This is a genomic window from Corallococcus sp. CA054B (genome assembly GCF_003611625.1).
In the GTDB taxonomy this organism is placed as follows: domain Bacteria; phylum Myxococcota; class Myxococcia; order Myxococcales; family Myxococcaceae; genus Corallococcus; species Corallococcus coralloides.
In genome coordinates this window covers 34,007-56,897 of sequence record NZ_RAVY01000003.1, presented here as the reverse complement: position 1 = coordinate 56,897, position 22,891 = coordinate 34,007, and the positions used below count along the sequence as shown (strand labels likewise).

Here is a 22,891-nt window from a genome sequence, read left to right as displayed (position 1 = left end):
GGCGGTGCAGGTCATCCACCCGGCGAAGGCCTTCGAGCTGCCGGTGGTGGACGTCTCCGGGGCACAGGACACGGAGGCGCGGCGGCTGGCGGAGGAAGAAGCCGCGCGCCCGTTCGATCTGGGTACGGGTCCGCTCTTCCGCGCCAGGCTGCTGAAGCTGGGCGAGGCGAAGCACGTGCTGCTGGTGACGATGCACCACATCGTCTCCGACGGCTGGTCCCTGGGCGTGCTCGTGCGTGAGGTCGCCGCGCTCTACGAGGCCCAGGTCCTCAACCAGAAGTCCCCGCTGCCGGAGCTGGCGGTGCAGTACGCGGACTTCGCGCAGTGGCAGCGGGAGTGGCTGCTGGGCGGGGGGCTGGAGAAGCAGGTCGGCTACTGGAAGCAGCAGCTGGCCGGAGCGCCTGCCGTCCTGGAGCTGCCGACGGACTTCGCACGTCCCGCGGTGCAGACGTATCGCGGCGCGACGGTGCCGGTGAAGCTGGGCGCGGACCTGAGCCGCACGCTGAACGCGCTGGCGAAGCAGGAAGGCGTCACGCCGTACCAGCTGCTGCTCGCGGCGTTCCAGGTGCTGCTGGCTCGCTACAGCGGCCAGGACGACATCTCGGTGGGTTCGCCCATCGCGGGCCGGACGCAGGCGGAGACGGAGGGCCTCATCGGCTTCTTCGTCAACACGCTGGTGCTGCGCACGAAGCTTTCGGGCAACCCGAGCTTCCAGCAGGTGCTCCAGCAGGTGCGCGAGACGACGCTGGGCGCGTACGCGCACCAGGACGTGCCGTTCGAGAAGCTGGTGGAAGAACTCCAGCCGCAGCGCAGCCTCAGCCACGCGCCGCTGTTCCAGGTGATGTTCGCGCTGCAGCAGGACGTGCTGCCGCACCTGAAGCTGTCGGGCGTGGAGCTGTCGCCGTACGAAGTGGAAGCGAAGTCGGCGAAGTTCGACCTGACGCTGTCGCTGACGGAGACGGCGGGCGGACTGGAAGGAACGCTGGAGTACAACACCGACCTGTTCACGGCGGCGACGGCGCGGCGGATGACGGAGCACCTGCGGGTGTTGCTGGAGTCCGTGGCGGTGCGGCCCATGGTGAAGGTGTTCGACCTGTCGCTGATGGGAGCGCAGGAGCGTCACCAGGTGCTGGTGGCGTGGAACGACACGCGCGGCGACGTCGCTGGCGACGTGACGTTCCCGGCGCTCTTCGAGGCCCAGGTGCGTCGCGCGCCGGACTCGCAGGCGCTGGTGTTCGAGGACGCCTCGCTGACGTACGCGCAGCTGGACGCGAGGGCGAACCAGCTGGCGCACCACCTGCGCACGCTGGGCGTCGGGCCCGAGGTGCGCGTGGCGCTCTGCGTGGAGCGTTCGCTGGACCTCGCGGTGGCGATGCTCGGCATCCAGAAGGCCGGTGGCGCCTTCGTGCCGTTGGATCCGTCCTACCCGCGTGAGCGCCTGTCCTTCATGCTGGAGGACAGCGGCGCGCCCGTGCTGGTGACGCAGTCGTCGCTGAGCCAGCAGCTGCCCTCCGACGGCATGCGCGTGGTGCGCATGGACCTGGAGGCGGCGCACCTCCGGACGCTGCCGGAGACCGCTCCGGCCTCCAGCGCCAACGCTGACACCCTGGCGTACGTCATCTACACGTCCGGCTCCACGGGCCGCCCCAAGGGCACGCTCCTGCCGCACCGTGGCCTCAACAACACCGCCCGGCAGGCCGCCGCGGCGAAGGGCCTGGGCTCGGGCCGCCGCGCGTTGCAGTACGCGGCGTCCAGCTTCGACGCCAGCGTGTGGGAGGTGTTCAGCACGCTCGTGTCCGGGGCCACGCTGGTGCTCGCGCCTCGCGACCGGCTGCTGCCGGATGAACCGCTGCGCACGCTGCTGAAGTCGCAGCGCATCACCACCGTGACGTTGACGCCGTCGGTGCTCGCGCAGTTGAGCGCGGATGGGCTGGAAGGCCTGTCCACCATCGTCTCCGCCGGTGAGGCGCTGAGCGTGGAGATGGCTCGCAAGTGGGGGCAGGGGAGGACGCTGATCAACGCGTACGGCCCCACCGAGACCACGGTCTGCGCGACCCTCACGCACGGCGGTGTCCGGGCGGAGCGCCTGACCATCGGCAAGCCGCTGGCGAACGTGCAGGTGTACGTGCTGGATGCCCTGCACCACCCGGTGCCCGTGGGTGTCGCGGGCGAGCTGTACGTCGCGGGCGAAGGCCTCGCGCGCGGCTACCAGGGCCGGCCGGACATGACGGCCGAGAAGTTCGTCCCCAATCCGTTCAGCAACGAGCCCGGTGCGCGGCTGTACCGCACCGGCGACCGCGTGCGCTGGCTGGCCGAGGGCGAGATCGAATACCTGGGCCGCATCGACCACCAGGTGAAGGTGCGCGGCTTCCGCATCGAGCTGGGTGAAATCGAGGCCGTGCTGCTGCGCCACGCGGACGTGCGCGAGGCGGCGGTGGTGGTTCGCGAGGACGTGCCGGGCGACAAGCGGCTGGTCGGCTACGTCGTGTCGCAGCCAGGGCGGACGGTGGACGCGGCCTCGCTGCGCAAGCACCTGAAGGACGGCGTGCCGGAGTACATGGTGCCGTCGGCGTTCATGGTGCTGGACGCGCTGCCGATGACGCCCGCCGGCAAGGTGGACCGCAAGGCCCTGCCGGCTCCCACGGGCGCGCTCACGCGTCCCGACGCCTACGTGGCCCCGCGCACGCCGACGGAAACGCGCGTGGCGGCCCTCTTCGCGCGCGTGCTCACCGTGGAGCGCGTGGGCGCGGAGGATTCGTTCTTCGAACTGGGCGGCCACTCGCTGATGGCCACCCAGCTGGTGTCCCGTCTGCGCGGCGAGTTCCAGGTGGAGCTGCCCCTGCGTGCGCTCTTCGAGTCCCCGACGGTGGCCGCCCTGGCCTCCCGCGTGGACGAGGCCACCGGCGCCGAGCGGAAGTTCAAGACGCCGCCGCTCAAGCCCGCGTCGCGCGAGGGCTCGCTGCCGCTGTCCTTCGACCAGGAGCGCCTCTGGCTCTTCGAGCAGCTCACGCCGGGCACGCCCATCTACAACGTGCCCAGCGCGGCCCGCCTGAGCGGCGACCTGGACGTCGACGTGCTCCGCCGCGGCCTGGAGGAGATCGTCCGGCGCCACGAGGCGCTGCGCACCGTCTTCCACCAGGACGCGTCCGGCGCGCCCGTGCAGGTCATCCTGCCGGCGAAGCCGTTCGTGCTGCCCGTGGTGGACCTGTCCTCGCTGCCCGCCGACAAGGCGGAGGCCGAGGCCCGCAGCCACCTGAACGCGGAGGCCGCTCGGCCCTTCGACCTGGTGCAGGGCCCGCTGCTGCGCGCCCAGCTCCTGAAGCTGAGCGCGCGTGAGCACGTGCTGTGCCTCGCCATGCACCACATCGTGGTGGATGGCTGGGCCGTGGGCGTGTTCATGAACGAACTCCAGGCGCTCTACACCGCGTTCTCGCGCGGCGAGCCCTCGCCGCTGCCCGCGCTGCCCGTGCAGTACGCGGACTACACCCTCTGGCACCGCCAGTGGCTGAGCGGTGACGTGCTGGAGCAGCAGATTGCCTGGTGGAAGAAGCAGCTCGCCGGAGCGCCCCGCATCGCGCTGCGCACGGACGCGCCGCGCCCCGCGGGCGACCGCTTCCACGGTGACAGCCGCCGCTTCCACCTGTCTCCGGACCTCACGTCCCGCATCGAGGCGTTGGGGCGAGGGGAGGGCGCCACGCTGTTCATGGTGCTGCTCGCCGCGTTCGACGCGCTCCTGCACCGCCGCACCGGCCAGGACGACATCGTCGTGGGCACGGACATCGCGAACCGCGCCCGCGAGGAGCTGGAGTCGCTGGTCGGCTTCTTCACCAACCAGCTCGTCCTGCGCACGCAGGTGTCTGGCGACCTGACCTTCCGCGCGCTGCTGGACCGCGTGCGCAAGGGGACCCTGGATGCCTACGAGCACCAGGACCTGCCCTTCGGCACGCTGGTGCAGGCGCTCAAGCCGCCGCGCGAGCCGGGTGGTCAGCTCTTCAACGTGAAGTTCGTGCTGGAGAACGCGCCGCTGCCGCCGCTCCAGCTCCCGGGCCTGGAGCTGAGCCTCCTGGACGCGGAGACGAACGGGACCGCGAAGTGGGACCTGCTCGTCGTCGTGTTCCCGTGGCAGGGCGGGCTCACCGTCACGGTGGAGCACAACACGGACGTGCTCGACCGCGCGTCGGTGGAGCGCCTGTTCGCCCACTTCGAGTCGCTGCTGCGCGCCGTCGTGGACGACCCCGAGCACCGCATCGGCACGCTGCCGCTGCTCACGCCGGATGAGCGCAGCACGCTCGCCGCGTGGAACGACCGCCCGCGGACGTACCCGCACGGCCAGCCCGTGTCGCGCGTCTTCGAGGCGCAGGCCGCCCGAGCCCCGGATGCTGTCGCCGTGAGCTTCGAGGGCGAAACGCTCACCGCCGGCCAGCTCAACGCGCGCGCCAACCAGCTCGCGCACCACCTGCGTGCCCTGGGGGTCAGGCCCGGCAAGCGCGTGGGCGTGTCCCTGGAGCGCTCGCTGGAACTCGTCGTGGCGGTGCTGGGCATCGCCAAGGCGGGCGGCGCGTACGTGCCGCTCGACCCCAGCTTCCCCACCGAGCGCCTCTCGATGCTCATCGAGGACGCGAGCCTGTCCGCGCTCGTCAGCGTCTCCGCGATCGCGGACGAGCTGCCCGCGCAGTGGCTCCAGGTGGTCTGCCTGGATGACGACGCGGCCGCGCTCGCGAAGCGTCCGGACACGAACCTCGACACCGCGCCCACAGGCGAGGACGAGCTGTACGTCCTCTACACCTCCGGCTCCACGGGCCGGCCCAAGGGCGTGTCCGTGCCCCACCGCGCCGTCGTCCGCCTGGTGTGCGGTCCGGAGTGGGTGAGCCTGTCGTCGAAGGAGGTCTTCCTCCAGCTGGCGCCGCTCGCGTTCGACGCGTCCACCTTCGAGCTGTGGGGCGCGATGCTCAACGGCGCGAAGCTCGCCGTGTTCCCGCCGCGCGCGCCCACCCTGGACGAGCTGGGCCAGATCATCACCCGCGAGGGCGTGAGCACGCTGTGGCTCACCGCGGGTCTGTTCCACCAGATGGTGGATGGCAACCTGGACGGCCTGCGTCCCGTGCGCCAGCTGCTGGCGGGCGGTGACGTGCTGTCTCCCGCGCACGTGCTGCGCGTGATGGAGCAGCTGCCGGGCTGCCGCGTCATCAACGGCTACGGCCCCACGGAGAACACGACGTTCACCGCGTGCTACCCGGTGGAGGACGCGGGCGCGCTGGGCATCTCCGTGCCCATCGGCCGGCCCATCAACGGCACGCGCGTGCACGTCCTCAACGCGTCCCTGCAGCCCGTGCCCCTGGGCGCCCCCGGCGAGCTGTTCGCGGGCGGCGACGGCCTGGCACACGGCTACCTGAACCAGCCGGAGCTGACGGCGGAGAAGTTCATCCCGGATCCGTTCAGCACCGTGCCGGGCGCGCGCCTGTACCGCACCGGCGACCAGGTCCGCTTCCGCGCGGACGGCTCGCTGGAGTTCCTGGGCCGCATCGACCAGCAGGTGAAGGTGCGCGGCTTCCGCATCGAGCCGGGCGAGATTGAAACGGCGCTGCGTGGACACCCGTCCGTGCTCGACGTCACCGTGGCCGTGCAGGAGGTCGCGGGCGAGAAGGCCCTGGTGGCCTACGTCGTCACGGAAGAGGGCGCGGAGCCGCTGGGCGTGGACACGATGCGTTCGTTCCTCCACGACAAGCTGCCCGCGTACATGGTGCCCACGGCGCTGATGGCGCTGGATGCGCTGCCGCTCACGCCCAACGGCAAGGTGGACCGTCGCGCGCTGCCCGTGCCCGGCAGCGAGCGTCCGCAGATGTCCACCGCGTACGCCGCTCCTCGCACCATGGAGGAGACCGCGCTGTGCGAGGTCTGGGCGGAGGTCCTGGGCGTGGAGCGCGTCGGTATCGACGACAGCTTCTACGACCTGGGTGGTGACTCCATCCGCAGCATCCAGCTCATCGCGAAGCTGCGCGAGCGCGGGCTGGATCTGCCCATGGTGGAGCTGCTGCGTCAGCCCACCATCCGCGCGCTGGGCAACCTGGTACATGCGGCCCCGTCGAAGGCCGCGGCGCAGGCCGTCCCGGGCTCGGAGCCCTTCAGCCTGCTGTCCGACGCGGACCGCGCGCGCCTGCCCGCGGACGTGGAGGATGCGTACCCGGTGGCCGTGCTCCAGGCCGGCATGCTCTTCCAGAGCGAGCTGGACCAGGCGTCCGGCATGTACCACGACGCCACCAGCTACCACCTGGAGATGGCGCTGGATGAGGCGAAGATGCGCCAGCTGCTGGCCGAGCTGGCCCGCCGCCACGCCATCCTGCGCACGTCGTTCGACCTCACCGGTTACGAGCAGCCGTTGCAGTTCGTGCACCGCGAGGCTCAGGTGCCGCTGGAGCTCCACGACGTGCGCCACGTGCCCGCCGCGGAGCAGGACGCGCTCCTGCGCAAGCTCGTGGAAGAGGACCGCTGCCGTCCGTTCGACTGGAGCCGCGCGCCGTTGCTGCGCTTCGCGATCTACCGGCGCACGGAGAAGACGCTCCAGTTCTCGCTCATCTTCCACCACGCCATCCTGGATGGCTGGAGCCTCGCGACGCTGCTGTCGGAGCTGTTCCGCGGCTACGTGAACCTGCTGCGCGGCACGCCGGCCCCGGAGGCGGCGCCGCTGGCCGTCACCTACCGCCAGTTCGTCGCGCTGGAGCACCAGTCGCTCACCTCCGGCGAGGGAGAGCAGTTCTGGAAGTCGCGCCTGTCGGAAGTGGACCGTCCTGCTCCTCGCGCGCCGCTGCCCGCGGGCCAGGAGCCGGTGCTGAGCATGCGGCAGGTGGACGTGCCCGCCGCGCTCCAGGAGGGACTGCAGCGCGTGGCGCAGGCCGCCAACGTGCCGCTGAAGACCGTGCTGCTGGCGGCGCATCTGCGCGTGCGCGCGCTCATGGAGGGACAGCGCTCGGTGGTGACGGGCGTCGTCTCCAACGGCCGTCCGGAGACGGCCGACAGTGAGCGCATGGTGGGCCTGTTCCTCAACAGCATCCCGTTCCCGGTGACGCTGGAGGACGGCACGTGGCTGGACCTGGTGCGCCAGGTCTCGAAGGCGGACGGCGACATCTGGCCGCACCGCCGCTACCCCATGGGCCGGTTGCAGCAGCAGCTGGGGGGCCAGCGGCTGTTCGAGACCATCTTCAACTTCGTCCACTTCCACGTGGCCGGAGGCCTGTCGCAGCTCGAAGGCGTGCGCCTGCTGGAGGAGACGCCGTCCACCGCGTGGATGGAGCTTCCGCTGAGCACGCTGTTCCTCCAGCGCCCGGACACCGGCGCGCTGATGCTCGTGCTGCGCACCAACGGCACGCAGCGCGACGCGGATCAGACGGAGGCGCTGGCGGGCTACTACTTCCGCGCCCTCGAAGCGATGGCCGCCAACCCGCACGCGCGTCACGAGCACGCGCGGCTGCTGCCGGACGCGGAGCGCCAGAAGCTGCTGGTGGAGTGGAACGCCACGGGCGCCCAGCCCGCGGGCGACGCCTGCGTCCACGAGCGCTTCGCCGTCCACGCGGCCCGCACGCCGGACGCGGTGGCGGTGGTCTGCGACGACGGCCAGCTGACCTACGGGGAGCTGAACCGCCGGGCCAACCAGCTGGCGCACTGGCTGCGCGCGCGCGGCGTGGGCCCGGATGCGCGCGTGGGCCTGCTCACCGAGCGCACCCCGGATGCCATCGTCGGCATGATGGGCATCCTCAAGGCCGGCGGCGCGTACGTGCCGCTGGATCCGTCGCATCCGCCGGAGCGCCTGCGCACGGTGCTGGAGGACGCGGCGGCTTCACTCGTGGTCACCCAGGCCTCGCTCGCCGCGCACGTGGCGGACGCCTCCAGGGGACACGTGTGCCTGGACTCCGACGCCGGGCTGCTCTCGCGCGAGCGTGAGGACGACCCGCAGCGCCTGGGCGACGCGAGCTCCCTGGCCTACGTCATCTTCACGTCCGGCTCCACCGGCCGGCCCAAGGGCGTGGCCATCGAGCACCGTCAGCTCAACCACTATGTGGAGGGCGTGACGCTCCGGCTGGAGCTGCCCCCGGCGGCGAGCTTCGCGTCGGTGTCCACGCTGGCCGCGGACCTGGGCCACACCGCCGTCTTCCCGACGCTGAGCGGCGGCGGCACGCTGCACCTCATCTCCCGCGACCGCGCGTCCGATCCGGCCGCGCTGGGTGACTACTTCCAGCGCCACGCGGTGGACTGCTTGAAGATCGTCCCCTCGCACCTGACGGCGCTGTTGTCCTCGCCGTCGCCCGAGCGCGTCCTGCCTCGCAAGCGGCTGGTGCTGGGCGGTGAAGCGTCCGATCCGGCGCTCGTGGCGCGCGTGCATGCGCTCGTGCCCGGGCTCGAAGTCTTCAACCACTACGGCCCCACCGAGACCACGGTCGGCGTGCTGACGTGGAAGGTGGAGCGGGGCACTGCGCTTGCCGCCACGGCCTCCGTGCCGCTGGGCCGGCCGCTGCCCAACGCTCGGATGTACGTGCTGGACGCGGCGCTACAACCCGTCCCCGTGGGCGTGCCCGGCGAGCTGTTCATCGGCGGCGCGGGCGTGGCGCGTGGCTACCTGGGCCAGCCGGGCCTCACGATGGAGCGCTTCCTGGCGGATCCGTTCCACGCGGAGCCGGGCGCGCGCGTGTACCGCACGGGCGACCGCGTCCGCTACCTGCCGGACGGCGCGCTGGAGTTCCTGGGCCGCGTCGACTTCCAGGTGAAGGTGCGCGGCTTCCGCATCGAGCTGCCGGAGATTGAAGCCGCGATGAGCGGCCTGCCCGGCGTCGCGGAAGTCGTCGTGCTGGCGCGCGAGGACGTGCCGGGCGACAAGCGCCTGGTGGCCTACGTCGTCGCGGTGCCCGGCCACACGCTGGAGGCCGGGGCGCTGCGCCAGGGCCTGAAGTCGCGGCTGCCGGACTACATGGTGCCGTCCGCCTTCGTCATGCTGGACGCGCTGCCCCTCACGTCCAACGGCAAGGTGGACCGCCGCGCGCTGCCCGCGCCGGAGAAGGAGTCCGAAGCCAGCCGCGCCCACGTGGCCCCGCGCACTCCCACCGAGGAGCTCATCGCGGGCCTGTGGTCCAAGCTGCTCGGAGTGGAGCGCGTGGGCGTGAAGGACGACTTCTTCGCGCTCGGCGGCCACTCGCTGCTGGCGACGCAGATGATCTCCCGCATCCGGAGCGCGTTCCGCGTGGAGCTGCCCCTGCGCGCGCTCTTCGAGGCGACCACGGTGGAGACGCTCTCCGCCCGCGTGGACGAGGCGGTCCGCCAGGGCTTCGGCCTGGAGGCGCCGGCCATCGTGCCGCTGTCTCGCGAGCACACGCTGCCGCTGTCGTTCGCGCAGCAGCGCCTGTGGTTCCTGGATCAGCTGGAGCCGGACAGCGCGTTCTACAACATCGCCGCGCCGGTGATGCTGGACGGCGCGGTGGAAGTGGCCCCGCTGGAGCAGGCCTTCACGGAGCTGGTGCGCCGTCACGAAGTGCTGCGCACCACCTTCCGCGCGGAGGGCGGCAACCCGGTGCAGGTCGTCCACCCGGCGGCCCCCATGCCGCTGCCGCTCGTGGACCTCACGCACCTGCCGGAGGCCGAGCGCGAGGCGAAGGCACAGCGTCTGGCGGACGAGGACGCGGGCAGGCCGTTCAACCTGGCCACGGGCCCGCTGCTGCGCGCCACGCTGGTGCGCATCTCGGACGTGCGCCACATGCTGCTGCTCACGGTGCACCACATCGTGTCCGACGGCTGGTCGCGCGGCGTGCTCGTGCGCGAAGTCGCCGCGCTCTACGAGGCCTTCCGTCAGGGCAAGCCGTCGCCCCTGCCGGAGCTGCCGGTGCAGTACGCGGACTACTCGGGCTGGCAGCGCGGCTGGCTCCAGGGCGACGTGCTGGAGAAGCAGGTCGGCTACTGGAAGCAGCAGCTGACCGGCGCGCCCTCCGCGCTGGAATTGCCCACGGACTTCCCGCGCCCGGCGGTGCAGACGTACCGCGGTGAGACGCTGCCCTTCACGCTGCCGCGCGAGCTGTCGGATGCCCTGCGCGCCCTGGCGCTGAAGGAAGGCGTCACGCCGTACATGCTGCTGCTCACCGCGTGGCAGGTGCTGCTGGCGCGCCACGCGGGCCAGGACGACGTCACGGTGGGTTCGCCCGTGGCCGGCCGTGGCCGCATGGAGACCGAAGGCCTCATCGGCTTCTTCATCAACACGCTCGTGCTGCGCACGCGGCTGGAAGGGGACCCCTCGTTCCGCCAGGTGCTCGCGCGGGTGCGGGAGTCGGTGCTGGGCGCGCACGCGCACCAGGAAGTGCCCTTCGAGAAGCTGGTGGAGGAGCTGCAGCCGGTGCGCGACACCAGCCGCTCGCCGCTCTTCCAGGTGTGGTTCGTGCTGCACCAGGAGCTGGCGGCGAAGCTGTCCGTGCCGGGCCTCACCCTGAGCGCCTACGAGGCGGAGGCGCGCACCGCGAAGTTCGACCTGGCCCTGTCCATGCTGGACGCGGCGGACGGCTTCGTGGGCCGCCTGGAGTACAACTCCGACCTGTTCGCCCGCGCGACCGCGGAGCGGATGATGGCGCGCCTGCACGTGCTGCTCGCGGGCATCGTCGCGAAGCCCGAGGCGGCCGTGGGCGAGCTGCCCCTGCTGTCCGCCGAGGAGCGGCACCAGGTGCTGGTGGGCTGGAACAGCGTGCGCGCGGAGCTGCCGCGCGAGGCGACCATCCACTCGCTCATCGAAGCGCACGCGGAGGCCACGCCGGACGCGGTGGCCCTCGTTTACGAGGACCAGTCGCTCACGTACGCGGAGCTGGACGTGAAGGCGAACCAGCTGGCGCACCACCTGCGCCGCCGGTACGTCGGACGCGAAGTGCGCGTGGCGCTCTGCCTGGAGCGCTCGCTGGATCTCGTGGTGGGCATGCTCGGCATCCTCAAGGCCGGCGGCGCCTTCATCCCGTTGGATCCGTCGTACCCGGTGGAGCGGCTCGACTACATGCTGTCGGACTCGGGCGCGCCGGTACTGGTGACGCAGGAGTCGCTGATGGACTCGCTGCCCACCGACGGCCGCCTGACCATCCAGCTGGACCTGGACGTGGACGCCATCGAGCGGATGCCGGAAGAGGCGCCGCGCTCGGGCACGTCCGCCCACAACCTGGCCTACGTCATCTACACGTCCGGCTCCACGGGCCGTCCCAAGGGCACGCTGCTCCAGCACGAGGGCCTGGTGAACACGGCCCTGCGCGCCGCCGCGGCGAAGCGGGTGGGGCCGGGCAGCCGCGTGTTGCAGTACGCGGCGTCCAGCTTCGATGCCAGCGTCTGGGAGATCTTCAGCACCCTGGCCGCGGGCGCCACGTTGGTGCTCGCGCCGCGCGACCGGCTGATGCCGGACGAGCCGCTGCGCGCGCTGCTGAAGGCGCAGGGCATCACCACCGCCACGCTGACGCCGTCGGTGCTCGCGCAGCTGAGCACGGAAGGGCTGGAGGGCCTGCGCAGCGTCGTGTCCGCGGGTGAAGCGCTGAGCGTGGAGCTGGCGCGCAAGTGGGGCGCGGGGCGCCTCATGATCAACGCCTACGGCCCCACGGAGGCCACGGTCTGCGCGACGCTGACCGAAGGCGGCGTGAACCCCGAGCGGATCACCATCGGCAAGCCGTGGGCGAACGCGCAGGTGTACGTGCTGGACGCGGCGCAGCGTCCGGTGCCGGTGGGCGTGGCCGGTGAGCTGTACATTGGCGGCGTGGCGCTGGCGCGCGGCTACCAGGGCCGGCCGGACCTGACGGCGGAGAGGTTCGTGCCGCATCCGTTCAGCCAGGAGCCGGGCGCGCGCGTGTACCGCACGGGTGACCGCGTGCGCTGGCTGTCGACGGGCGAGCTGGAGTACCTGGGCCGCATCGACTTCCAGGTGAAGGTGCGTGGCTTCCGCATCGAGCTGGGCGAGGTCGAATCCGTGCTGCTGCACCACACGGACATCCGTGAGGCGGCGGTGGTGGTGCGCGAGGACGTGCCGGGCGACAAGCGCCTGGTGGCCTACGTCGTCGCGCAGGAGGACACCGAGCTGGACGTGGCGGAGCTGCGGCGCCACCTGAAGGGCGAGGTGCCGGAGTACATGGTGCCGTCCGCCTTCGTGGTGCTGGAGGCGCTGCCGATGACGCCCGCGGGCAAGGTGGACCGCAAGGCGCTGCCCGCGCCGTCCGACGCCCGCACGGAGCGCAGCGAGGCGGAGTTCGCCGCGCCGCGCACGCCGACGGAGGAGCTGCTCGCCACGGTCTGGACGGAGGTCCTGGACGTGGAGCGGGTAGGGGTGCGCGACAACTTCTTCGACCTGGGCGGGCACTCGCTGCTGGCCACGCAGGTCGCCTCGCGCATCCGCGAGGCGTTCGGCGTGGAGCTGCCGCTGCGCGCGCTCTTCGAGGCGCCCACCATCGCGGACCTGGCCCAGCGCGTGGATCAGTCCGTGCGTTCGGAGCAGGGACTCCAGGCGCCGCCCATCGTGCCGCTGCCGCGCGAGGGCTCGCTGCCGCTGGGTCTTGCCCAGCAGCGGTTGTGGTTCCTGGACCAGATGGAGCCGGACAGCGCGTTCTACAACATCGTGCTGCCCGTCCGTCTGGAGGGTGAGCTGGACCTGGGCGTGCTGGAGCGGACCTTCACGGAGCTGGTGCGGCGGCACGAATCGCTGCGCACCACCTTCCACGCGGAAGGCGACCAGCCCGTGCAGCGCATCCACGCGCCCGCGCCTGCGTCGCTCAACGTCGTGGACCTGAGCAGCCTGCCGGACGCGGAGCGCGAGGCCGAGGCGAAGCGCCTGGCCGACGCGGAGACCAACCGGGGCTTCAAGCTGGCCACAGGGCCGCTCATGCGCGCCCTCATCCTGCGCATGTCCCAGACGGAGCACGTGCTGCTTCTGTCGCTGCACCACATCATCACGGACGGCTGGTCCATGAGCCTGCTCGTCCGGGAGATCGCCGCCATCTACGCGGCCTTCCGCGAGGACAAGCCGTCGCCCTTGCCGGAGCTGCCGGTGCAGTACGCGGACTACGCGGGCTGGCAGCGCGACTGGCTGCGCAGCGACGTGATGGGCAAGCACGTGGAGTACTGGCGGCAGCAGCTGGCCGGCGCGCCCGCCGCGCTGGAGCTGCCCACGGACTTCCCGCGCCCGGCGGTGATGACGTACTCGGGCGGCGGCGTGGCGGTGAAGGTGCCGCAGACGCTGTCGCAGCGGATCAAGGCGCTGTGCCGCGAGAAGGGCGTGACGCCGTTCATGTTCCTGCTGGCGGCGTGGCAGGTGCTCCTGGCGCGCCACGCGGGCCAGGACGACATCAGCGTGGGCTCGCCGGCCGCGGGCCGCGGGCACTCGTCGACGGAGGGCATCATCGGCTTCTTCGTCAACACGCTGGTGCTGCGCGCGAAGCTGGAGGGCAACCCGTCCTTCCGCGACGTGCTGACCCAGGTGCGTGACACGGTGCTGTCCGCGCACGTCCACCAGGAGGTCCCGTTCGAGAAGCTGGTGGAGGAGCTGCACCCGGTGCGCGACACCAGCCGCTCGCCGCTCTTCCAGGCCATGTTCGTGCTCCAGGCGGAGGAGCTGTCCGGCCAGGTGTCCGTGGCCGGCCTCACGCTCAAGGCGTTCGAGGCCGAAGCGCGCACGGCGAAGTTCGACATGTCCCTGTCGCTGGCGGACGCGGCCGAGGGCTTCCTGGGCCGGCTCGCCTACAACTCCGACCTGTACTCCCGCGTCACCGCCGAGCGGCTGGTGCAGCACTTCGTGATGATGCTGGAAGGCATCGCCGCGGACATGGATCAGCGCGTGATGGCGCTGCCGCTCATGACGGAGGACGAGGCGCGGCAGGAGCTGGTGGTGTGGAACGACACCCGCGTGGACTTCCCGCGCGAGGCGTGCATCCAGTCGTTCATCCAGGCGCATGCCCGCGCCACGCCGGACGCCGTGGCGCTCGTCTACGAGGACACGTCGCTCACGTTCGCGCAGCTGGACGCGAAGGCGAACCAGCTGGCGCACCACCTGCGCACCCTGGGCGTCGCGCCGGAAGTGCGCGTGGCGCTCTGCCTGGACCGGTCGCTGGACCTGGTGGTCGGCATGCTGGGCGTGCTCAAGGCCGGCGGCGCGTTCGTGCCGCTCGACCCGGCGTACCCCATCGACCGGCTCGACTACATGCTGGAGGACAGCGGCGCCACGGTGCTCGTGACGCGCGGCGAGCCCATGCCGGGCCTGCACGCGGAGGAGCGCGTCGGGCTGCACCTGGATGACGTCCGGGACGTCCTCCAGGCCCTGCCCACCACGGCGCCGTCCGTGAACATGACCTCCGCCAACCTGGCGTACGTCATCTACACGTCCGGCTCCACGGGCCGTCCCAAGGGCACGCTGCTCCAGCACCAGGGTCTGGTGAACACGGCGCTCCAGGCGGGCCGCGCGCACCGCTACGCGCCGGGCAGCCGCGTGCTGCAGTACGCGGCGTCCAGCTTCGACGCCAGCGTGTGCGAGGTGTTCGGCACGCTCGTCGCCGGGGCCACGCTGGTGCTCGCGCCGCGCGACCGGCTGCTGCCGGATGAACCGCTGCGCACGCTGCTCCAGCAGCAGCGCATCACGGCCATCACCCTGACGCCGTCGGTGCTCGCGCAGCTGGGCACGGAAGGGCTGGAGGGCCTGCGCACCGTCATCTCCGCCGGTGAAGCGCTGAGCGTGGAGCTGGCGCGCAAGTGGGGCGAAGGGCGCTTGATGATCAACGCCTACGGCCCCACGGAGGCCACGGTCTGCGCGACGCTGACCGAGAACGGCGCGAACCCGGAGCGGCTCACCATCGGCAAGCCGTGGGCGAACGTGCAGGTGTACGTGCTGGATGACGCGCTCCGGCCCCAGCCGGCGGGCGTCCCGGGCGAGCTGTACGTGGCGGGCGCGGGCCTGGCGCGTGGCTACCAGGGCCGGCCGGACCTGACGGCGGAGCGGTTCATCCCGAACCCGTTCAGCCAGGAGCCGGGCGCGCGGCTGTACCGCACCGGCGACCGCGTGCGGTGGACGTCCTCGGCCGAGCTCGAGTACCTGGGCCGCATCGACTCGCAGGTGAAGGTGCGCGGCTTCCGCATCGAGCTGGGCGAGGTCGAGTCCGTGCTGCTGCACCACGCGGAGGTGCGTGAGGCGGCGGTGGTGGTGCGCGAGGACGCGCCGGGCGACAAGCGCCTGGTGGCGTACGTCGTGCCCCAGGCCGCGGGCACGCTGGACGCGGTGGAGCTGCGCCGCCACCTGAAGACGGAGGTGCCGGAGTACATGGTGCCGTCGGCCTTCGTGGTGCTGGAGGCCCTGCCTCTGACGCCCGCGGGCAAGATCGACCGCAAGGCCCTGCCCGCGCCGACGGGCGAGGTGTCGCGCACGCGCACCTTCGTGGCCGCGCGCACGCCGACGGAGGAGCTGCTCGCGGCCCTCTTCGCGCAGCTGTTGAACGTGGAGCGCGTGGGCGTGGAAGACCACTTCTTCGAGATGGGTGGCCACTCGCTCATGGCCACGCGGTTGGCGTCGCGCATCCGCGAGGCCTTCGACGTGGAGCTGCCGCTGCGCACGCTCTTCGAGGCGCCCACGGTGACGGACCTGGCCCGGCGCGTGGACGCGCTGGTGGCGCAGGGCAGGGGCGTGAAGGCGCCGCCGCTCGTGGCCCTGCCGCGCGCGGAGCGGATGCCGCTGTCGTTCGCCCAGCAGCGCCTGTGGTTCCTCAACCAGCTGGAGCCGGACAGCGCCTTCTACAACCTCCCGCTGCCGGTGCGGCTGGAGGGCACGCTGGACGTGTCCGCGCTGGAGCGCGCCTTCACGGAGCTGGTGCGCCGCCACGAATCGCTGCGCACCACGTTCCCCATGCGCGACGGCCAGCCCGCGCAGGTCATCCACCCGGCGGCGACGCTGCCGATCCCGGTGGTGGACCTGTCCGGTCAGCCCGAGGACGTCCGCGAGGCCGAGGCCCAGCGGCAGGCCAACGAAGAGGCGCAGCGTCCGTTCCATCTGGCGAACGGCCCGCTGCTGCGCGTGAAGCTGCTCAAGCTGGAGGCCCAGCGGCACGTGCTGCTCGCGACGATGCACCACATCGTCTCCGACGGCTGGTCCATGGGCGTGCTGGTGCGGGAGATGGCGGCCCTCTACGAGGCCTTCGCCTCCGGCCGCGCGCCGTCCCTGCCGGAGCTGCCGGTGCAGTACGCGGACTACGCGGGCTGGCAGCGGGGCTGGCTGCAGGGTGACGTGCTGGCCCAGCAGATGGCGTACTGGAAGCAGCAGCTGACCGGCGCGCCCGCCGCGCTGGAGCTGCCCACGGACCGACCGCGTCCGGCGGTGCAGACGTACCGGGGCGCCAGCGTGAACCTGCGCGTGGGCAAGCCGGTGACGGACACGCTGAAGGCCCTGGCGCTGAAGGAAGGCGCCACGCCCTTCATGGTCCTGCTGGCCGCGTGGCAGGTGCTGCTCGCGCGCTACTCCGGTCAGGACGACGTGAGCGTGGGCACGCCCATCGCGGGCCGTGGCCGCACGGAGACGGAAGGCCTCATCGGCTTCTTCGTCAACACGCTGGTGCTGCGCACGAAGCTGGAAGGCAACCTGTCCTTCCGCGCGCTGCTGGCCCAGGTGAAGGAGACGACGCTGGGCGCGTACGCGCACCAGGAAGTCCCGTTCGAGAAGCTGGTGGAGGAGCTTGCGCCCACGCGCGACACCAGCCGCACGCCGCTGTTCCAGGTGCTGCTGTCGTTCCAGAACGCGCCGGTGCCGGAGCTGGAGGTCAAGGGCCTCACGCTGCGCGCCGTGCCGCTGGAGCACCGCACCGCGCAGTTCGACCTGAACATGACCCTGTCGGAGGTGGACGGCGAGCTGCGCGGAGCCATGGAGTACAACTCCGACCTGTTCGACGCCGGCACCGCCGAGCGGATGCTGGAGCACCTCCGCGTCCTGCTGGAGGGCGTGGCGTCCCAGCCGGACGTGCCCGTGCAGCGCCTGCCGCTGCTCACCGAGGGCGAGCGGACGCAGCTGCTCACGACGTGGAACGACACGCGGGCCGACTTCCCGCGCGACGCCTGCATCCACCAGCGCTTCGAGGAGCAGGTGGCCCGCACCCCCGACGCCATCGCCGCGACCTTCGAGGGTGAGACGCTCACGTACCGGCAGCTGGACGCGAAGGCGAACCAGTTGGCGCACCACCTGCGCCGGCTGGGCGTGGGGCCCGAGGTGAAGGTCGCCCTGTGCCTGGAGCGCTCGCTGGAGATGGTCATCGCCGTGATGGGCGTGCTCAAGGCCGGCGGCGCGTACGTGCCGCTCGACCCGAAGTACCCGCTGGACCGCCTGTCCTTCATGCTGGAGGACACGCAGGTGCCGGTGGTGCTGACGCAGGACTCGCTGGCGGACGATCTGCCCGTCACCACCCAGCAGTTGATCAGCCTGGATGGCGACTGGAAGCGGAGCATCTCCCGCGAGCGCGAGGACGCGCCCGTGACGGCGGTGACGGCCGGCAACCTGGCGTACGTCATCTACACGTCCGGCTCCACGGGCAAGCCCAAGGGCGTGGCCATCGAACACCGCGGCGTGTCCAACTACCTGACGTGGTGCTTGTCCGCGTATGGGCTGGAGACGGGCGCGGGCGCGCCGGTGCACTCGTCGCTCGCGTTCGACCTGACCGTCACCAGCATGCTGGCGCCGCTGGTCGCGGGCCGGGGCGTGGTGATGGTGTCCGAGACGCGGGGCGTGGAAGGCCTGGCGGACGTGCTGCGTGAAGGCACGGGCTTCAGCCTGGTGAAGCTGACGCCCAGTCACCTGCGGCTGTTGTCCGACCTGCTGGGCGCGGACGCGGCGGCGGGGCGCACGGGCGCCTTCGTCATCGGCGGCGAGGCGCTCTTCTCGGAAGAGCTGGCGTTCTGGCGCAAGCACGCGCCGGCCACGCGGCTCATCAACGAGTACGGCCCCACGGAGACGGTGGTGGGCTGCTCGGTGCACGTCGTGGCCCCGGAGGATTCCGCCTCCGGCGCGGTGCGCATCGGCAAGCCGCTGCCCAACACGCGGATGTACGTGCTGGATGCGCAGCTGCAGCCCGTGCCGGTGGGCGTGCCGGGTGAGCTGTACATCGGCGGCGTGCAGGTGGGCCGCGGCTACCTGGGCCGCCCGGAGCTCACGGCGGAGAAGTTCGTGCCGGATGCGTTCAGCGCCGACGCTGGCGCGCGGCTGTACCGCTCCGGCGACCTGGCCCGTTGGCGCGCAGACGGCACGCTGGAATACATGGGCCGCGTCGACCACCAGGTGAAGGTGCGCGGCTACCGCATCGAGCTGGGGGAGATCGAATCCGCCCTCATGGGCGCCTACGGCGTCCGCGAGTCCGTCGTCGTCGTCCGCGAGGACGTGGCCGGTGACAAGCGGCTGGTGGCCTACGTCGCGGGTGACGTGGAGTCCCTGGATCGCAAGGGCCTGCGCGAGCACCTGGAGCGCACGCTGCCGGAGTACATGGTGCCGTCCGCCTTCGTGGTGATGGAGGCGCTGCCGGTGACCTCCAACGGCAAGGTGGACCGCAAGGCGCTGCCCGTCCCCAGCGACGAGCGCGCGCAGGATGACGCGTTCATCGCGCCGCGCACCCCCACGGAGCAGCTGCTCGCCGGAGCGTGGAGCGAGCTGCTCAACGTGGACCGCGTGGGCTCGACGGACGACTTCTTCGAGCTGGGCGGTCACTCGCTGCTGGCCACGCAGGTGCTGTCGCGCGTCCGGAGCATCTTCCGGATCGACCTGCAGCTGCGGGACGTCTTCAACGCGCCCACGGTGCAGAAGCTGTCCGTCCTCATCGACCAGGCGCTCCAGGCCGGTGCGGGCACCCAGGCGCCCGCCATCGTGCCGCTGCCGCGCGAAGGCCGCCTGCCGCTGTCCTTCGCCCAGCAGCGCCTGTGGTTCCTGCACCAGCTGGACGCGTCCAGCCCGGCCTACAACGTGCCCATGGTCCTTCGCCTGAAGGGCTCGCTGGACGTGATGGCGCTGGAGCGGAGCTTCACGGAGCTGGTGCGCCGGCACGAATCGCTGCGCACGTCGTTCCACCTGGACCACGGCCAGGCCACGCAGGTCATCCACCCGGCGGTGTCGCTGCCGCTCCCGGTGGTGGACCTCTCCGACATCCCGGACCCCGAGCGCCATGACGAGGCCCGCCGGCTCGCGGACGAGGAGGCGGTGCACCCGTTCCAGCTGGCCACCGGTCCGCTGCTGCGCGTGAAGCTGCTCAAGCTGGACGAGGAGGAGCACATCCTCCTGCTCGTCATGCACCACATCGTCTCCGACGGTTGGTCCATGGGCGTGCTGGTGCGCGAGATGGCCGCGTCCTACGAGGCCTTCTCCAACGGCGGCACGCCGTCCCTGCCGGAGCTGCCGGTGCAGTACGCGGACTACGCGGGCTGGCAGCGCGGCTGGCTCCAGGGCGAGGTGCTGGAGAAGCAGCTCGGCTACTGGAAGCAGCAGCTGACCGGCGCGCCCTCCGCGCTGGAGCTGCCCACGGACCGTCCGCGTCCGGCGGTGCAGACCTCGCACGGCTCCAGTGTCCCGGTGAAGATCAGCCGGGAGCTGACGGAGACGCTCAGGGCCCTGGCGCTGAAGGAGGGCACCACGCCCTTCATGGTCCTGCTGGCCGCGTGGCAGACGCTGTTGTCCCGCTACTCCGGACAGGATGACATCAGCGTGGGCACGCCCATCGCGGGCCGCCAGCGCGCGGAGACGGAAGGCCTCATCGGCTTCTTCGTCAACACGCTGGTGCTGCGCACGAAGCTGGACGGCGACCCCACGTTCCGCGAGCTGCTGGGCCGCGTGCGGGAGACGACGCTGGGCGCGTACGCGCACCAGGAAGTCCCGTTCGAGAAGCTGGTGGAGGAGCTGGCGCCCACGCGCGACACCAGCCGCACGCCGCTGTTCCAGGTGTCCATGACGCTGCAGAACGCGCCGGAAGGGTCGTTCAACCTGACCGACCTCGTCCTGGAAGGCGTGGAGGTGGAGCACCGCACCGCGAAGTTCGACCTGTCGCTGGGCCTCACGGAGACGGCGAACGGCATCGAAGGCGGGCTCGAGTTCAACACCGACCTGTTCGACGCGAGCACCGCCGAGCGGCTCGCCCGTCACCTGGGCGTGTTGCTGGCGGGCATCGGGGCCAACCCCGACGCGCGGCTGCACCAGCTGCCGCTGCTCACGGAGGAGGACCGCACGCAGGTGGTGGCGGACTGGAACACGTCCTTCCGCTTCCCGGTGGACGCGTGCCTGCACACGCTGTTCGAGCGTCAGGCGGCGCGCACCCCGGACGCCATCGCGGTCACCTACGCCGAACAGCGCCTCACGTACCGCGAGCTGGACACGCGGGCGAACCAGCTGGCGCACCACCTGCGCACGCTGGGCGTGGGGCCGGAGGTCCTGGTGGGCCTCGCGGTGGAGCGCTCGCTGGAGCTGATGGTGGGCCTGCTGGCCATCCTCAAGGCCGGTGGCGCGTACCTGCCCATGGATCCGGCGTACCCGCGGGAGCGCCTGGAGTTCATGGTGGAGGACGCGCGCGTGCCGGTGGTGCTCACCCAGCAGCACCTGCTGGACGTGGTGCCGTCGGGCGCGGCGAAGCGCCTGTGCCTGGACTCGGATGCCGCCGCTTGGGCCTCCGCGCCTGGCACCACGCCGGACAGCGGCGTGGCGCCGCATCACCTGGCGTACGTCATCTACACGTCCGGCTCCACGGGCCGTCCCAAGGGCGCGCAGATTGAGCACGCGCAGGTGGTGCGCCTCTTCGACGGCACGAAGCACTGGTTCGACTTCGGCGCGAAGGACGTGTGGACGCTGTTCCACTCGTACGCCTTCGACTTCTCCGTCTGGGAGATGTGGGGCGCGCTCCTGTACGGCGGCAAGCTGGTGGTGGTGCCGTACGAAGTCAGCCGCACGCCCGCGGACTTCCACGCGCTGCTCAAGCGCGAGGGCGTCACGGTGCTCAACCAGACGCCGTCCGCGTTCCGTCAGCTCATCCAGCACGAGGAGCGCACGGGCGACCACGAGGGCCTGTCCCTGCGCACGGTCGTGTTCGGCGGCGAGGCGCTGGAGTTCGGCAGCCTGCGCCCGTGGTACGCGCGCCACGCGGACAACGCGCCGGTGCTCGTCAACATGTACGGCATCACCGAGACGACCGTGCACGTGACCTACCGCGCACTCAAGGCGGCGGACGCGGAGGGCGGGCGCGGCAGCGAAGTGGGCGTCGCGATCCCGGACCTCCAGGTGTACGTGCTGGATGCGCACGGACAGCCGGTGCCTCCGGGCGTCACGGGTGAGATGTACGTGGGCGGCGACGGCCTGAGCCGCGGCTACCTGGGCCGGCCGGAGCTGACCGCGCAGCGCTTCATCCCGGATCCGTTCAGCACCGTTCCGGGCGCGCGGCTCTACCGCTCCGGCGACCTGGGGCGGTGGCGTCCCGACGGCACGCTGGAGTACCTGGGCCGTGCGGACTTCCAGGTGAAGGTGCGCGGCTTCCGCATCGAGCTGGGCGAAATCGAGGCGGGCCTGCTCTCGCACCCGAGCGTGCGCGAGGCCGTGGTGCTGGTGCGCGAGGACGTGCCGGGCGACAAGCGCCTGGTGGCGTACCTGGTGGGCGCGCCGGGCCAGAGCGTGGCGGGCGTTCCGGAGCTGCGCGAGCAGCTGCGGCGCACGCTGCCGGAGTACATGGTGCCGTCCGCCTTCATGACGCTGGAGTCGCTGCCGCTCACGTCCAACGGCAAGGTGGACCGCCGCGCGCTGCCCGCTCCGGACACGACGCGCGCGGAAGGCTCCACGCTGGTGGTGGCGCGCACGCCGCTTCAGCTCCAGCTGGTCCGCGTCTGGGAGGAGACGCTGGGGATGTCGCCCATTGGCATCCGCGACGACTTCTTCGACCTGGGCGGCCACTCCATGCTGGCGGTGCAGCTCATGGGCCGCATCCAGCAGCTCACCGGCAAGAACCTGCCCCTGGCGTCGCTGTTCCAGGCGTCGACGGTGGAGCAGCTGGCCGCGCTGCTGGAGGCCGAGTCGCGCGCCTGGTCGCCGCTGGTGGCGCTGAAGCCGGAGGGCACCAGGCCTCCGCTCTTCGCCATCCACCCGGCGGGCGGCGGCGTCCTCTGCTACGTGGACCTGGCGCGCGAGCTGGACGCGGATCAGCCGTGCTACGGCCTGCAGGCCCGGGGCACCGAGGGCGAGGAGCCCCTGGGCACCGTGGCGGAGATGGCCGCGCTGTACCTGTCGGCCGTGCGCGAGGTGCAGCCGCACGGGCCCTACCACCTGGCGGGCTGGTCGCTGGGCGGCATCATCGCCTTCGAGATGGCGCGGCAGCTGCGCGCCGTGGGCGAAGAGGTGGCGCTGCTGGCGAGCATCGACGCGTACACCGTGCAGCACATGGTGCCGGACAAGACGCCGGAGCAGGTCCTGGAGGACATGCTCACCTCCGAGCTCACCATGATGCTGGCGGCCACCACGGGACGCGACCCGCTGGAGCTGCGCGAGCGCATCAGCCAGATGACGCAAGCGGAGCGCGTGAACTACTTCTACGAAGTGGGCAGCCAGGGTGACACGCAGATCGCCGACGTGGGCGTGGAGCGCGTGCGCAACCTGTACCGGGTGTTCGAGTCCACCTCGCGCGCCTTCACGCAGTACGACGCGAAGCCGCTCGACGGGAAGCTCGTGCTGCTGCGCGCCAGCCAGCGTCCGGACACGCGTGAGCACACCGGCTGGGAGGACCTCGTCACTGGCGGCGTGGAGATCGTGGACATGCCGGGCACGCACATGACGATGATGCGCAAGCCGCTGATCACGAACGTGGCGCGGGAGCTCCAGTCCCGCATCGTCACGCACACGACGCCGGTGGACGACCTGAAGAAGAAGATCGGGTAG

At 71.6% G+C, this 22,891-nt stretch carries 1 protein-coding gene (only partly in view); it reads left to right on the top strand.

Annotated elements, in window-relative coordinates; all coding sequences use genetic code 11:
• On the top strand, nucleotides 1-22,891 hold the 3' portion of the coding sequence (locus D7V80_RS01165) for a non-ribosomal peptide synthetase (protein ID WP_158616529.1). 8,609 nt of this gene lie to the left of the window's left edge; the window shows 22,891 of its 31,500 coding nt (coding positions 8,610-31,500); the start codon falls outside the window, past its left edge; its stop codon occupies nucleotides 22,889-22,891.